The 16,380-nt window shown below is 40.2% G+C and carries 15 protein-coding genes; all 15 read right to left on the bottom strand.

Translation table 11 applies throughout. From position 1 onward, the window contains the following. Window positions 1-59: 59 nt before the first annotated feature. On the bottom strand, window positions 60-1,991 hold the full coding sequence (locus CTY48_RS11015; protein WP_236354894.1) for a penicillin-binding transpeptidase domain-containing protein: 1,932 nt from the start codon (window positions 1,989-1,991) through the stop codon (window positions 60-62). Between the two features lie 120 nt (window positions 1,992-2,111). After that, window positions 2,112-4,172 (bottom strand): peptidoglycan D,D-transpeptidase FtsI family protein, encoded by a 2,061-nt coding sequence (locus CTY48_RS11020; RefSeq protein WP_099468542.1) that lies wholly within the window; start codon window positions 4,170-4,172, stop codon window positions 2,112-2,114. Window positions 4,173-4,181: 9 nt separating this feature from the next. Then, on the bottom strand, window positions 4,182-4,682 hold the full coding sequence (locus tag CTY48_RS11025; RefSeq protein WP_099468543.1) for a hypothetical protein: 501 nt from the start codon (window positions 4,680-4,682) through the stop codon (window positions 4,182-4,184). 19 nt (window positions 4,683-4,701) lie between these two features. Beyond that, the gene (gene rsmH / locus CTY48_RS11030; RefSeq protein ID WP_099468544.1) at window positions 4,702-5,640 is read right to left on the bottom strand and encodes a 16S rRNA (cytosine(1402)-N(4))-methyltransferase RsmH; all 939 of its coding nucleotides are present in this window, start codon (window positions 5,638-5,640) and stop codon (window positions 4,702-4,704) included. A gap of 42 nt (window positions 5,641-5,682) precedes the next feature. Then, window positions 5,683-6,114, bottom strand: a complete 432-nt coding sequence (mraZ, locus tag CTY48_RS11035; RefSeq protein WP_099470137.1) for a division/cell wall cluster transcriptional repressor MraZ — start codon at window positions 6,112-6,114, stop codon at window positions 5,683-5,685. Between the two features lie 207 nt (window positions 6,115-6,321). Beyond that, the gene (locus CTY48_RS11040; protein ID WP_236354895.1) at window positions 6,322-6,495 is read right to left on the bottom strand and encodes an aspartyl-phosphate phosphatase Spo0E family protein; all 174 of its coding nucleotides are present in this window, start codon (window positions 6,493-6,495) and stop codon (window positions 6,322-6,324) included. A 162-nt stretch (window positions 6,496-6,657) separates the two neighbouring features. After that, window positions 6,658-7,503, bottom strand: coding sequence for a prolipoprotein diacylglyceryl transferase (gene lgt / locus CTY48_RS11045; RefSeq protein ID WP_099468546.1), 846 nt, complete (start codon window positions 7,501-7,503; stop codon window positions 6,658-6,660). Between the two features lie 162 nt (window positions 7,504-7,665). Further along, on the bottom strand, window positions 7,666-8,763 hold the full coding sequence (gene ychF / locus CTY48_RS11050) for a redox-regulated ATPase YchF (protein WP_099468547.1): 1,098 nt from the start codon (window positions 8,761-8,763) through the stop codon (window positions 7,666-7,668). A gap of 207 nt (window positions 8,764-8,970) precedes the next feature. Beyond that, complete coding sequence (locus tag CTY48_RS11055) at window positions 8,971-10,251, bottom strand: LysM peptidoglycan-binding domain-containing protein (protein WP_099468548.1); 1,281 nt, start codon at window positions 10,249-10,251, stop codon at window positions 8,971-8,973. Window positions 10,252-10,314: 63 nt separating this feature from the next. Further along, entirely contained in the window at window positions 10,315-10,965 is a 651-nt protein-coding gene (locus CTY48_RS11060) for a thiamine diphosphokinase (protein WP_099468549.1), read from the bottom strand. After that, the gene (gene rpe / locus CTY48_RS11065; protein ID WP_099468550.1) at window positions 10,962-11,627 is read right to left on the bottom strand and encodes a ribulose-phosphate 3-epimerase; all 666 of its coding nucleotides are present in this window, start codon (window positions 11,625-11,627) and stop codon (window positions 10,962-10,964) included. The genes CTY48_RS11060 and rpe overlap by 4 nt, the downstream gene beginning before the upstream one ends. Window positions 11,628-11,629: 2 nt before the next feature. Further along, window positions 11,630-12,508: a ribosome small subunit-dependent GTPase A gene (rsgA, locus tag CTY48_RS11070; RefSeq protein WP_099468551.1), complete on the bottom strand. Its 879-nt coding sequence runs from the start codon at window positions 12,506-12,508 to the stop codon at window positions 11,630-11,632. Window positions 12,509-12,513: 5 nt separating this feature from the next. Next, window positions 12,514-14,586, bottom strand: a complete 2,073-nt coding sequence (pknB, locus tag CTY48_RS11075) for a Stk1 family PASTA domain-containing Ser/Thr kinase (protein WP_099468552.1) — start codon at window positions 14,584-14,586, stop codon at window positions 12,514-12,516. Then, entirely contained in the window at window positions 14,580-15,323 is a 744-nt protein-coding gene (locus tag CTY48_RS11080; protein ID WP_099468553.1) for a Stp1/IreP family PP2C-type Ser/Thr phosphatase, read from the bottom strand. The genes pknB and CTY48_RS11080 overlap by 7 nt, the downstream gene beginning before the upstream one ends. A gap of 4 nt (window positions 15,324-15,327) precedes the next feature. After that, on the bottom strand, window positions 15,328-16,380 hold the full coding sequence (gene rlmN, locus CTY48_RS11085; protein WP_099468554.1) for a 23S rRNA (adenine(2503)-C(2))-methyltransferase RlmN: 1,053 nt from the start codon (window positions 16,378-16,380) through the stop codon (window positions 15,328-15,330).

Here is a 16,380-nt window from a genome sequence, read left to right on the forward strand (position 1 = left end):
TTTGTCTTTGTATCAACATGAACTAGTATAATTCTTTTTTGGCATTTTATCAACTTATTTTACTCCAAATAGAGAAGAATATTGCTTGTTTTGCTGATGGTCTCTCCCGCCAGTGGAAATTGATCTGTCACTGTTTCCCCTTCACTTAAATACTCTGCATTCAATTCATATTCCGAAAGCAGAGAGGCAGCTTCCTTCTTCGTCAATCCCACAAGACTTGGCATTGTAATTTCGCCGATATTATATTCTGCTATCTCAGAAGCCTCATATACCTGTTCAATTCCTAAATACGGAAGAATATTGCCAAAAATCTCCTGTACGACAGGAGCGGCAATCGTACCGCCGTAATAGATACCCTTCGGGTCGTAAATTACTGCCAGTGCAAGCACCTGAGGGTTTTCCGCCGGTGCAAAGCCTATAAAAGAAGAAATATACTTGTTGGCACTTCTTGGCAGTGTCTGGGACGTCGCCGTTTTTCCTCCGATTCGAAAGCCGGGAATATAAGCCTTTTTTCCCGTTCCCTCTGAGACTACCTTCTCCAACGCATATCGAAGAGTCTCTGTTGTCTCTTTGGAAATAATGTTTTCCTTGGTCGGATAAGAAAATTCCTTAATCAGTTCGCCGTCATAGGTTCTGACAGCCACACCCAAATGTGGGGTAATTCTTGTTCCGCCGTTTATGATAGAGCTTACTGTTGTGGCAAGCTGTATCGGTGTAATTTGAAAGGACTGTCCAAAGGACATTGTAGCAAGCTCCACGAGACCTACATTTTCCTGCTTATGCATAATCGTTCCCGCTTCTCCCGGCAAATCTACTCCGGTCTTTGTCATAAGCCCCAGTTGGTTAAAGTATTTGAATATATTTTCTACGCCAAGGCGCAAGCCCACTTCGATAAATACAGGGTTACAGGAGTTCATAACGCCCTCCAGAAAGGTTTCCCCTCCGTGTCCTGCAATTTTATGACATCGAATACGTCTGTCCTCCACAATCTTAAAGCCCGGACAGCTAAATGTATCCTCCAAGGTTACAACGCCCTCTTCCAAGCCCGCCGCTGCGGTAATTATCTTAAAGGTGGAACCCGGCTCATATGTATCGTTGATACACCGGTTTCTCCACATCTGATTTAATAAGGTCTGTTTTGTCTTTTCATCCAAATCTCCAGATTGCTCTGTGTTCAGCGTAAACGGATCATTTAAATCAAATTCAGGCAGATTTACCATCGCCATAATTTCCCCGCTTTGAGGGTTCATAATAATGATACTTACACCTTCCGCCGATTTTGCCTCCATCACCTTCGCCGCTGACTGCTCGGCGAATTTTTGTATATTGGTGTCAAGACTGATATATAAATCGTTTCCTGCAACCGGCTCCATTCTCTCCTCTGCCGCATCCTCAATCTCTACTCCTCTTGCGTCAGTTTTCGTCAGAATATAGCCGTTTTGACCTTTTAAGTATTCCTCATATTTGACCTCAAGACCAATGATGCCTTGATTGTCACTTCCGGTAAATCCCAAAACCTTGGATGCCAGACTTCCATATGGGTAATAGCGCTTGAAATCCTCATCTACCTTGACTCCTGCCAGCTCATAGGAGCGTATCTTATCGCCAATCTCCTTGTCTACATTTGTCTTAATTCTCTCAATAGAGCTGTATTTTTCAACTCTTTTTCTGACTGTCTCTTCCGAAAGTCCTAACTCCTCACAGAGCACGTCTATGACTCGCTCCGGGTCTTTAATCTGGTTGTGAATAACCGATATCGTACATACCGTTTTGTTTGTCGCAACAATTTCACCTGTTGCATCAACAATTTTTCCTCTTGCAGCTTTAATCTCTCTCTCCCTCTCGTGGAGCTGATCTGCCTTTTCCTGATAATATTCCGATTTGGCTATCATCAAATAGAACAGCCTGCCTGTCAGGGCCAGAAGAATGATAGATACTACCACAAAAACAATCACAATCTTTTTTCTATTAAAAGTTTTACTCTTAATCATAGGAAGCCTCATAAAAGTCATTATTATATTTTATTTCAATAACTATGAGGTTATGAACGTCTCGCTTAATTTTCTGTTTTGCCTTTCACGGTTAAAAGGCTAAAGATTAATTATATTTTTTTAATTTGTTGGGCTGTTTTCAGAAATGTTGTCCTCCGCTGCCTCTCCCATTTCATATGGCAGGGTATATTCATCACCGGTGACCTCCGTTTCTGTATCGCCTGTATTTGTCTGCTGGCCTTGGCCATTTTCTGTCGTTTCGCCTGCTGTGCCTTCCTGCGTGGTCTCTTCTGTATTGTTCGTGCCTGCCTCGTTTTCATCAGCCGGCACATCCTGCGTCGGGAATATATTCAAATAAGGAAGGATTTCCTCCAAGATTCCCTTTGCCACTTCCTGCGCCATCTGACTGTGTGCCTGATCCTCCACGTTTGGCTCATCAATTGTTACATAAATAACAACTTGGGGATTATCCTGCGGTACATACCCTATAAAGGAGATCAAATAATTTTCCTTGTCACGGTTTGCCTTTTCCGCAGTACCGGTCTTACCACCCATCTCATATCCGGCTACTTTTGCATATCTACCGGTACCGGCTTCCGTCGATACTGTAGAAAACAGAAACTGCTTTGACTTATCCGAGGTAGCCTTTGAAATGGTCTGCTTTAACAGCACAGGCTCCACTGTAGATAGAACCGCCCCGTTCGAATCCAATATTTTACTCACAACATGCGGCTTATAGTAATATCCTCCGTTTATGACAGAAGAAAATGCCGAAACCATCTGTATCATCGTCACGTTAAAGTTCTGCCCGAAGGAGTTTGTCGCTAAATCGGTCACTCCCATATCTTCATACGAATAAAGAATACCGCTGCCCTCACCCGGCAAATCAATTCCGGTCTTCTTTCCCAGATTAAAGATGCCTTGGTATCTGGTAAAAATCTCTGTTCCTTCCGCTTTTGCAATCTGCATAAGGGCAACGTTACAAGATTTCATGATTGCCTGCTCCACGGTTATATTTCCGTGAACTCCGGTACATTTAATCTTCCATCCTCCCACTTCCAGATATCCGTTACACTGATACACTTCATTTCCTGTAATTTTCCCGCTCTCTATCGCAGACGCCACCGTCAAGGGCTTTGCCGTAGATCCCGGCTCATAGGTATCTGAAATGGTATAATTTCTCCATATCTTATTTAGATTTTCAAGCTTGGTGTCATCATCCATCGCCTCAATCTCTTCTTCCGTATAATAACCCGATAAATCTCTTGGATTATTTAAATCATACTGATTGGCGCTGCTTGCCATCGCAATAATGCTTCCATCATTAGGATTGGCTATTATAACAGAAGTATTCGTACTTCCATCATCATCCACCCTGTATTTTCCCTTATATTGTTCATTAAAATCTGCGATATGCTGCTCCACGATTCCTTGCACGGTTGCGTCAATTGTCGATACAATCGTATGCCCGTCAGTTGCCGCTTTAATCGTTCTCTCAAGCTCTGAATCATCATTTAAATAACCGTATTCTCTTCCGTCCGTTCCGTTTAGATCCTCATTATAATACTGCTCAATTCCCCAATTACCCACGTTTCCCGATACGGTGAAACCGATTACACTGCTTGCCAGCGAGCCATAAGGATAGGTTCTCAAATATTCATCTTCAAACCATACACCCTTGATATAGGGATTTACCTTATTATCTTTCTCATCCACTTCATTTTGCAGCTGCACAAATGGTTGAATCTCTTCATAGCTCAATTGCTTTAACAATACCACATAACTGCTCTTTGGCTTTTCAGTCAAAATCGTGCGTAAGTCCGTTTCACTTAAACCAAAGCTGTTTACCAGTGCCGCTATGGTCGGTTCCAGATATTTTTCGTTGGAATTGATCACTGCCGGATCCAAAATAACATTATATACTTTTTCACTTGTGGCAAGAACGGTTCCCTTTGCGTCGACGATGTCTCCTCTTCGAAAAGGAATTGTCTGACTGTCATATCGCTGTTGGGATAAAACCTGCTTTGTATATTTGTCCCCGCTTTTTACATTAATATAAGTAAGCCTGGCACATAATCCAACTAAAGCCAGCATTATTACAATAAATAATACTGCCAGCTTTGTCTGCATTTTTCTATTGAATTTTCTTGGTTCTTTTTTCTCTCTTGCTGAACGTTTCATTTATGTCACCTACTTTGCCTTCGGTATATCACTGTATTGTCTCACATAATCGCTCTCTTCATTCTCATACAGTACAACCTGACCCTCTGAAGCGTAAACCATTCCAATTTCCTCTAAAGCTACCTGTTTGATATGCTTTAAATCAATGGAGTTGTTGATTCTATTGTAAGTTTCATCATTATCGGAACGCAAATCTGCCACCTCTTGTTCCAAGGAAGAGATGTTTTTTACCCTTTGTGTCATTTCAGCCTGAAGTGTCAGATAAGAAACACAAACTAGCACAGTAGCTACTACTGCCATCGCTAGAAATAATACATAGCCAAAATTCATGCTCAATGCTTTTTCTCTGTTTCTTCTTGTTCGATTACTTAATCTTGGCTTGTCTATCTCTGGTATGACAGGATTCGGCATCACCTGAAACTGTCTTACCGTATTGCCGTGCTGATATGTCGTCGTGCTGTTCATCGCTGTTCTTGAATACGTTTTCTTTCTACTGGTCTGACTTGACATTTTCATATTCCCCCTTTTATCAGTCTATTCTCTCAAACACCCGCAGTTTGGAGCTTTTGGAACGTTTATTCTCTTCTATTTCTTCGTCGCTTGGTATGATTGGCTTTCTTGTTATTACCTTTCCCTTTGACTTATTCCCGCATACACACACAGGAAAGTCACTCGGACAGGTACAAGGATTTTCATTTTTCCTGAAACTGTTCTTGACCAGCCTGTCCTCCAACGAATGGAATGTAATAATACAAAGTCTGCCCCCATCATTTAAGCTTTCTATCATTTCATCTAAAGAATTCTTCAGTACCTCTAATTCCTTATTCAATTCAATTCGAATTGCCTGAAAGGTCTTTTTTGCAGGATGTCCGCCTACCACTCGCAGTTTCATCGGAATGGCTGCTTTGATAATCTCGGAAAGCTCCCCTGTCGTTTCGATCTCCTTCTCGGCTCTTGCCCTTACAATATGCTTTGCTATATTCTTGGCGAATTTATCCTCGCCAAAATCTTTGATGATATAATACAGCTGCATTTCACCGTAATGGTTCACAATGTCCTTTGCTGTCAGCTCCTGTCTCTGATCCATTCTCATATCAAGCGGAGCGTCCGCCATATAGGAAAATCCTCTGTCTGCTGTATCCAATTGATAGGAAGACACTCCTAAATCAAGTACAATCCCATCCACTTTCTCTATTCCTAAGCTGTGAAGCACCTGCTTCATATTGCTATAATTATCCCGTACAATCGTAACCTTCTCTTTAAACTCTGAAAGTCTCTCTCCTGCCGCACGAATGGCAGCCTCATCCTGGTCAATTCCTATGAATCTCCCTTTTTCACTTAAATGTCTGCACACTTCATAAGCATGTCCGCCACCGCCTAAGGTGCCGTCCACATAGATTCCGTCTGGATTTATATTTAAATTTCCTATTGTCTCTTCTAATAATACTGACTTATGTTTAAAATCCATAGTTCCTCCATCCGTGGAAATGTTACTCTTTGGTCTTCGTCTTTAAATACTCAGACCAAGTTCCTCCATGTGCTCCGCAATTTCTTCCATATCATCGTATACATTGCTCTCAAGCCACTTTTCTTTGCTCCAAATTTCAATTCTGCTTAGTACACCTACTAATACTACATCTTTTTCCAGCCCGGCAAATTCCCTTAATACACCCGGTAATAAGATTCGTCCCTGCTTGTCCACCTCACAGCTTGCTGCTCCGGCAAGAAAGAAACGGGAGAACTGTCTGGCATTCTTATTTGTAAGTGGGAGTGTTCTTAGCTTTTCTTCGAAGGTTTTCCACTCTTCATTAGGGTACACAAAAAGACACCCATCTAAACCTTTTGTCACAACAAATTCGTCGCCCAAAGTTTCTCTGAATTTAGATGGCACAATCAACCTTCCCTTTGCATCAATTGTATGGTTGTATTCTCCCATAAACATAAGTTGCACCTTCTTCACAAAATGGTCTGCCACTTTCCCTCCATTTTGTTCCACTCTCTACCACTTTTCACCACTTATAGGATAATTTTATATTAGTTTTAGGAAAATAGCAAGTATAATATTGAGAAAGTCATAGTAAAAAAGTCCCATAAAATGCTGTTACACATTTTATGGGACTCCAATAACCACCGTATTAACTTTAACTTTCTAACTTATCTTCTCATCTGGCTCCATCATATTAATATACTCTTCAATCAGCACGTCCAACTCTACACTTTTCTCGTAGGTGCTTTTTTCATCCATATTCTCAGCTACAAATGAATTCAATTGATTCCTTACCTCTTCGATTTTGTTTTTCAAAGCTGTAATGTTCTCCATCATCCAATCACCCTTTCTTATGAATTGATTTCTTTTCTGTAACTGTTCAGCACCTTCACAGTTACATGCTTCGCAATACACACAAAATACAGCCGAACTGCATTTTGGCGCCGAAACACCCGGGTCTTATTTTGCAAAACCTCGAATCCCATGAATACCGAACCGTTACGCTTTTCTACGTTTTGTAAAAATGAAAAAAATGGAAACTAACACTACTATTAATGATAATAGTTGCGATACAGGTATGGCAGAGCCTCCAAGCAACAGTTGATCTGTTCTCAGCGCTTCAATCCAGGAACGTCCTAGCCCATATCCAGCAACATATACCAAAAATACCTCACCGTCAAACTTCTTATACCTCTTATAAATCATAATAAGTACTAAAACTCCACAGTTCCAAAGTGACTCATATAGAAATGTAGGATGCACCTGTATATAGTTTATTCCGTCAGATACATGGCGCATAAGTTCTTCTGAAATATCATTTTCTCTAACATCAGAAATCGGAATTCTCATTGCCAGCAAACCATTCGAATATCCTCCAAACGCTTCGCGGTTAAAGAAGTTCCCCCACCTTCCTATTATTTGTCCTGATACTAAACCTATACATGCAGTATCTGCCATTTTCCAAAACGATAGATGTCTTTTCTTAGAAAAAACAGACAAAGTAATAACTGCACCAATTATCCCTCCATAAATAGCCAGTCCACCTTGCCTTATGTTAACTATCTTTAGTAGATCTCCCCTATACATGTCCCAAGAAAAAACCACATAGTAAATTCTTGCTCCAATAATCGAAAACAAAATTGCATACAGCGCAAAGTCCGTATAATCTTCAACGCGTTGATTGGTTTTTTTCGCTTCACGCTCTGCCATTATAATCCCCACAATAATGCCTATTCCAATAATAATCCCATAATAAGCGATGTCATAGCCAAATACCGTTATACTCTTCCCCACATTATTTAACTCGATTCCCAGGTTGGGAAAGGCGATACTGTTTTGTACCATAACTGTTCTCCTCATTACGAATGTTTTCGACCATATATTTATTTTAAATCGAAAGTATCAAAAAATCAAACTTAAGCGATTGCTAAGTTTCTGCATTTTTCGACGTATTTTCACGAAATAAATCAGCAATATACATAATCACAAAAATTCCTACATTTTTCTTTACACATTAAATCTAAATAATATTACGTCTCCGTCTTTTACTACGTACTCTTTTCCTTCCAAGCCTACAAGTCCTTTGTCCTTTGCCGCCGAATAGGAACCACAATTTAGTAAATCTTCATAATTTACCACCTCTGCGCGAATAAATCCTCTCTCGAAATCAGAATGAATTTTTCCTGCCGCTCCCGGTGCCTTCGTTCCTTTTTTAATCGTCCACGCTCTTGTCTCGTCCTCACCTGCGGTCAGGTAGCTGATTAGTCCTAGAAGGCTGTAGCTTGCCTTAATCAACTTTTCAAGTCCGGATTCGGTCAGCCCTAAATCTTCAAGGAACATTTTTTTCTCTTCTTCCTCTAACTCAGAAATTTCCTGCTCAATCTTTGCACAGATAACAAACACCTCGCAGCCCTCTTCCTTCGCGTAATCTCTGACTGCTTTCACATATTCGTTATTTGCCGCATCATCCGCCAAATCATCTTCCATTACATTTGCCGCAAAGATAACCGGCTTATTGGTCAAGAGGTTATAAGAAGCCATCAATGCCTTCTCCTCATCGTCATCCGTCTCAAAACTCTTTGCAAGCTTTCCATCCTCCAAATGTGCTTTGACGCGGTTTAACAGCTCAAGCTCCTTTGCAAGCGTCTTATCATTCCTTGCTCCCTTGGCGGTTTTTGCAATTCTTCTCTCCAATATTTCGACGTCAGAAAAAATAAGCTCAAAGTTGATTGTCTCAATATCTCTGAGCGGATTGATATTTCCGTCCACGTGAACCACATTCGTATCCTCAAAGCATCTTACCACATGTACAATCGCATCCACTTCACGAATATTGGAAAGAAACTGATTTCCTAAGCCCTCTCCCTTTGATGCACCCTTTACAAGTCCCGCAATATCTACGAATTCGATTACTGCCGGGGTCACCTTTTTGGAAGAATAAAAATTGCCAAGCAAAGTAAGTCTTTCGTCTGGCACCATAACAATTCCTATGTTCGGGTCAATTGTACAAAACGGGTAGTTTGCAGACTCTGCCCCCGCCTTTGTTAAAGAATTAAATAATGTACTCTTTCCTACATTTGGTAAACCAACTATTCCTAATTTCATAATTTTATCTATCTCCTTCTATCACAGGTCGTTGTAATAATCCTTTTCCTAATTCCTTGCCTTTTCTATCTTACATAAAAAAGAGCCTAATACAGCTATATATTTTACCATGAAAGTCCATATAACTCAACAAAAACCGAATGAAAAGTAAAAAACACAAAAAGCACCCCAAGGATGCTTTCTTAAAAAATATATTTTTATATTAGCTTATACTAACTTTATGATATCAAAATTAGAATTTATAATGGTCCACAACTGCGCATTATAAATCATAATATTCCAAACTCCGTTTCCATATATGTCGTACTCATCAATAAGTTTCATTAAGGCATCTAAGCTTCTTGCATCGACAAACCAAATAATATGCTGTTCTTCCGTATTATAATAATATTCATAATAATAAAAATAAGGTGTCTGTGATATCTCATCAAATTGTATTACTGAATTAGTCTCATATGCTATTCCCAAAACTGAACTGATAGATAGTGAATAAGCATTTTGTCGGTTAGATGAAATATTCCAGTCATACCCAATTACCGGATTGCCAATATTAATTTTATCTGCCGGAACATTCTGTAAAATATACTCAGTTAATGCCTGAATGTAATTAATATTACTTACCGGAGCAGGAGGAGCATAATTAGTTCCCCATACAAACCTCATAAAAACAAACCCGTTTATATAATCACTAAATTTCGAATAATCAATCTTTGCAATAGATGTCTGGCCGTTGTTTATCGTAACGTCGTAGTTAATTGTTATGAAGAACAAGAAATTTTCTTGCTGTAAACGATTTGATATTCTTTTTACAAGGTTAATATAAAGATCCTGATTCTCTTCATTTAGGTAGTAGAATACCATATTAATCCCCTGATAACCTTTATCTCTTATTATCTGTAAAAATTGATCCGTGTTTTTTTCTTGCAAATCTTCATTTAACAATATCTGATAATCTAGCTCCATATTCTGCTGTCCGTGAGGTGTTAATGTCGTCAAAAGCATTAATGGTATTACATTATACTCTTTCGCAGTTTTTATTACATAGGAATCATCTTGATAAGAAATGATGTTACCTTCTTTTGTTATCGTGTAATTGAAAACAGATAAATATGTTAAATTTGGCAATGTACGAATCAGTGTATTTTTGCTTATATAGGAGTAACAAAAGCCATTTGTAGCAATCTCTCCCCTGGTTTCATAGCTGATTACTATTACTTCATCCGCAATCACTTCTCTTGTCGTTAAAAACGGATTATTACGAAGCAGCTGCATTGTAGTTACATTATATAAATCTGCTATGCTTTCTAGTGTCTCATTTGATTGAACTGTATGAACTAATTTGGGATATGTTATGACCAAAGCTTGGCCTTCCACCAAATTACTAACCACTGATAATCCGTTTTCTAAAACTAATCTTTCTACCGTTATTCCATATTTTTGTGCAATTGTTTCAATTGTATCTCCCTTTTTTACCACATATATTTCCATATATAGCTCACAATAACTACTATTTTAACAAATATATGTTTATAAAATTGAAAAAGTACTATATCAGTCATTTGATTGTATCATAATTAAAATTCCTGATTGGAACTGAATATTCGCTGTTTCTTCCACAATCTCATTGCTCACGCCAAAGCCTCCTGACCGATTCGTCAGGAGATGTTCCTTCAGCGGATATTTAAAGCCTGTCAAAGTGAGGCCTCTCACCTCGTTTGTCAACGCAAGCAGAGAAACATAGTTTCCGTACTGCTCTGCTTTTTTAATCTCTCTCCCTTTGTTTAACAACATGATTTTATTATGCTCATCCACGATGTAACAATCAATCTCTTTTTCCAAAGGCAGTGTCAGACATTGTATATTCCCCAAAAGATGATCCACCCTGCTGCCTGTGGCACCGACAATCGCAATTTCCGTACTGCCTTGCTCTACCGCCCAGCTTATTGCCATCTGGGTATCCGTATCATCTTTTTCCGGTTGAAAACGTTTGATTACAATATCGGTGTTTTCCTCATAATAATCTATTATACTGCTCTTGGCAGAATCAAAATCGCCCATCAAAACAGAAGGGATAATTTCACATTCATAGCATGCCTCTATCCCTTTGTCGACTCCGATAATTGTATCAAACTCATTTTTACTTATAAAATTTTCTAAAAATGCTCTGGTGATTTCTCCACCTGAAATAATAAGCGTTTTCATTCTTCTTCATACTCTTTAAATACGTTTATAAAAGCTGCCGTATTCGCCTCTATATCACCATTGAACACGGATGAACCTGCTACGATAACATTAGCTCCTGCATCGATAATCGTTCTCACGTTATCCAAGGTAATGCCACCGTCCACCTGAATATCGGTATTCAATCCCTTTTTGTTTAACAATTCCCGAGTTTCCTTTACCTTGTCAAGCATGCCGCTGATAAATTTCTGTCCGCCAAAGCCAGGATTTACAGTCATAATCAGTATCATATCTACCAAATCAAGCACATAATCAAGCGAAGTCAGCGAGGTGGCAGGATTTAGTGCCACACCTGCTTTCACACCCTTTTGTTTGATGTAGTTGAGCGTTCTGTCCAGATGTCTGCATGCCTCTGCATGTATCGTAATGATATCCGCTCCCGCTTCAACAAAATCGTCGATATACCTCTCCGGATTGTTCACCATCAAATGGACATCAAACACCTTATCTGTTACACTTCTTACCGATTTTATGACCGGCATGCCAAAAGAAATACTCGGGACATAATCCCCGTCCATAACATCAATATGAATGTATTGGGCACCTGCCTGATCTGCCTTTTGAATTTCCTCACCCAGCTTTTTAAAATCTGCCGCAAGAATTGACGGTGAAAGTTTTAACATAACTAATATCTCCTTTTATCCTTTAGTTCATTGAACATTTCCACATAATTATGATAGCGTATCTGGCTTATCTTTCCCTCAGAAAGAGCCTCCTTCACCATACATTTCGGCTCATTGATGTGCATACAGCCCTGAAACTTACATGCCGGCTGATACTCCATAAACTCGGGAAAGTACTCCTTTAACTCTTCCTTTTCCATGTCATCGATGTGCAGAGAGCTAAACCCCGGAGTATCCATAATATACGTATCCTCTTCTATATAAATAAGTTCGGAATGTCTGGTCGTATGGCGTCCTCTCTCAATCTTCTCGCTTATGCTTCCTGTTTCCATAAGCGCCTCGGGCTGAAGAACATTGATAAGGGAAGACTTTCCGACTCCTGATGGCCCTGCCACTGCTGTCGTCTTTCCTCTCATCAGCTCTCTGACCTGTTCCATTCCCTCCTCAAGCTTTGCACTCGTAAAAAGAATGTGATAGCCGCAGCGGACATAAGCATCCTTCAAATCTTCCAGCTCCTTCTCCGTCACCATATCCTTTTTGTTAAAACAGATAACGGTCGGGACTCCCTGCCTCTCCATCATAATGAGAAATCGGTCAAGCAGATTAAAGTTGGGTGCCGGCTTTGCAGCGGCAAAAATAACCAATGCCTGATTGATGTTTGCCACCGCAGGGCGTATCAGTTCATTTTCCCGCTCCAGAACCGTGATGATATTTCCCTTCTTTTCTCTCTCATCCAAAATATCAATGACCACATTATCGCCCACCAAGGGTTTTATTTTGTTTTTACGAAAAATACCTTTTGCCTTGCATTCATAAACCACATTTCCCTCAACGTGAACGTAATAAAATCCTGCAATTCCTTTTATAATCTTTCCCTGCATACTGTTTATTCCGAAAATGTAATTGTAAAAGTTCCGTCTACCGCAACTCCGTCAATATACATTTTTACCGTCCCTGTTGTAACTCCGCTCTCTCCGACAATTTGGCGGCTATAGGGAAATTCCGATGATGATACATCTTCCTCGACTACCGTCTTCGTTTTACCGTTTTGTGTCAAATCAAGCCGCATTGTGCCATCTGTGAATCCGGAAGGTAAATCCGATTTTTCAATCCGGACGGTTCCGGTGTACTGACCTGAGCTTGTAGCGGTTTCCGCTCCCATGCTCACCACAAAATCCACTGCCGTTCCTTCCTCTACCGTCTTTCCTGCTGTATAGCTTTGACTGATGACATAGCCATCCTCAATCGTTGCACTGTAGGAAGAATTAATTGTTCCTACTGTGAGCCCCGCTGATTTTAAAGCGGACTTTGCTGCGGCCTCCGACATTTCTGTAATGTCCGGAACCGTAACCTCAGTCGTCTTTTTTCCATTGCTTACTACAATCTCAACACTGCTTCCCTTTTTGACAGATGTCCCTGCGCTCGGGGAGGTCGAAATCACATTTCCCTTTGAGACACTTGTGCTGTAATCATAGCTTCTTGTCACTACAAGTCCGTACTTGGTTTCAAGTGTGCTGACTGCATCGTCTTCACTATTCCCTGCCACATCCGGTATCTCAAAAGTTGTTTCTCCCGTACTCACTGTCACGTTGATTGTTGTATTTTTATCTACCTTTTTTCCTTTTTCAACATCCTGTGCGATTACATAGCCTGCCTCATAAATATCTGAATTTTCATAGGAGGCATCCTTGATGCCAAGTCCGAGAGCATTTAGCTCTGTCTTAGCCTCCTCCAATGTCTTTCCTACAACATCGACCATTTCTACCTGATCTGCCGTTTCCTCTGTGGTTGTCTCTGTGCCGTTCTCAGTAGTCGAGCTGCTTCCGAAGCCGCTGAATACCCCCATCGCTTTCGCTCCGATATAAAGGGCAATACAGGCAATGATGACTGCCGCTACAATTCCAAGCACATTCATCACCTTTTCCAAAGTCGGATTCATATCTTCGGTGGAATCCTCCTCCTCGTCCTCCTCTTCTTCCTCTTCGTCATACAGAGAAATATTTTTCTTAACAGGAGTCTCCGCTTTCAAATCATAGCTCACTCTTCCTGATTCATTCTTTATCTTACCCTGCTCGTCATCACTGATCATAATTGTCTTGGCATAATTGTCCTCCGGAACAAGTTTAACAAAGTTCTCATCCGGACTGATTAAGGATTTCTTTAAATCTGAGATAACCTCTGACATATCCAAATAACGTCTGTCAGCTCTCTTCTGGGTACATTTAAATACAATCTGCTCCAGACTGACCGGTACCTCCGGCGAAATAATGCGCGGAGAAGGTATTTCATCCTGAATGTGCTTAATTGCGACGGTTACTGTATTTTCTCCGTCAAACGGCACTCTGCCTGTCAGCATCTCATATATCGTAATACCAAGCGAATAGATATCGCTTTTCTCATCACTATATCCCCCTCTTGCTTGTTCAGGAGAGGTATAATGAACAGACCCCATCACATTAGAAGAGATTGTATTTGAGGATGCCGCCCTTGCAATACCAAAGTCTGTCACCTTCACTTTACCGTCTCTTGATATAATAATGTTTTGAGGTTTAATATCTCTATGAATAATATGATTATTATGTGCCGCTTCAATTCCCATCGACATCTGAATGGCAATGCTGATTGCTTCTTTTACGGATAATCGGCCTTTTTTCTGGATATAATTCTTAAGAGTGATGCCTTCCACAAGCTCCATAACAATGTAGTAAATTCCTTCTTCATCCCCAACATCGTATACGTTTACAATATTTGGATGCGCCAGTCCCGCCGCAGATTGTGCCTCAATCCGAAACTTTGAAACAAAATTTTTATCGTTGCTGAATTCCTTCTTCAACACTTTTATCGCAATATAACGATTTAATTTATGATCTTTACCCCTATATACATCAGACATTCCGCCGGACCCAACCGGCTCCAATATTTCATATCGGTCTCCAAGAAACATTCCTAGTTCTAACATATTCTCACCTCACTCACACATGGTTCAATTATTATTACTGCTATATTGTCCTTGCCGCCATTATTATTCGCTGCTTCCACCAGTTTTTTCCCCTTTTCTTCCGGTGTTTTCTGTTTCTTTATAATCTGCCATATCTCTTCATCATCAATCATATTGGTAAGACCGTCTGAACACATAAGTACCGTATCGCCCTTTTCAAGTTTCATCTCAAAAAAGTCTGCGGAAATATCTTCCCCTGCTCCGATTGCCCTTGTGATAATATTTTTGTCGGGATGATGCTTTGCTTCTTCTCTGTCAATTTCACCCAGACGAATCATTTCCTCCACAAGTGAATGATCCTTTGTAATCTGTTTGATACCTTGATTAATAATATACAGCCTGCTGTCTCCGATGTTTGCAATATAAATATAATCCTCAACAACACAAGCCGCTACAAGAGTGGTTCCCATTCCTGTCAATTCACTATTTTCATATGCCATATGGATCAGCTTTTTATTTGCTGTTTCAATGGATTGCCGCATTATTTTTACGGGATTTATTTCTGAATTCGATTCTATAGATTTGACTAACTGTTCTACCGTATACTTCGACGCAAAGTCTCCTGCTTTGTGACCGCCCATTCCGTCAGCTACAATAAACAGATTCGGAAGATTCCCCACTGGATTCTCAGATGTATATACGAAGTCCTGATTCATATTTCTCTTTTGTCCCACATCTGTGATGGAAAATGTCTTCATAATGCTATAACTTCCTTTCTGCTGTTCTATCTTGATAGCTTTTTCTCAACTGACCACAGGCACCATCAATATCTCTGCCCATTTCTCTTCTTATAGTAACATTTATTCTGCATTTTTCAAGTTTATTTTTAAAATTGTCAATAACTTTTTTGTTTGATTGCACAAAATCTCTTTCTTTAATCGGATTTACCGGTATCAGGTTGATGTGACAATTAAGCCCTTTGACAAGACTGATTAATTCACTTGCATCCTCATCCGTATCGTTTACGCCGCCCACCAAGCTATATTCAAATGTGACTCTTCTTCCTGTCTGCTCAAAATAATAATCACAAGCGTCAATCACTTCCTTTAAGCTGTATTGGTAAGCAATCGGCATCAGTACCTTTCTCTTTTCATCCGTTGTAGCATGTAAAGAAAGTGCAAGCGTAATTTGAAATTTTTCATCCGCTAATTGTCTCATTCTCGGCACAATGCCGCAGGTAGACACCGTGACATTTCTTTGGCTGATATGAAGTCCGTTCTGATCCGTCAGTATTTTTACAAATTTTACAAAGTTGTCATAATTGTCCATCGGCTCGCCGGTTCCCATGATTACCACGTTTGACACCCGCTCACCGGTTTCTTTTTGAATGGCATAAATTTGTGACAGCATCTCCGAGGTTGTAAGCCCCCTCTCCAAGCCGCCTATCGTGGAAGCACAAAAACGACACCCCATTTTACAGCCTACCTGCGAGGAAATACAGACCGAATTTCCATGCTTATATCTCATCAGCACGCTTTCAATTACATTTCCGTCGTATAACTGAAACAGATATTTTTGTGTTTTGTCAATCGCGGATGTCTGCACCTCTACCGGCTTCACACCTATGATTTCATAGGAATTTTTAAGCGTTTCCCGCAAAGCTGCCGATAGATTGCTCATCTCATCAAAGCTATCTGCAAGCTTCACATGAAGCCAGTCATAAATCTGCTTTGCCCGAAACGGCTTCTCGCCGATTGTGAGCATCTCTGCATTTAGTTCTTCCAAATTTAGGGATTTAATATCCGTTTTCTCCAT

This window comes from Konateibacter massiliensis (genome assembly GCF_900184995.1).
GTDB lineage: Bacteria > Bacillota > Clostridia > Lachnospirales > Lachnospiraceae > Lachnotalea > Lachnotalea massiliensis.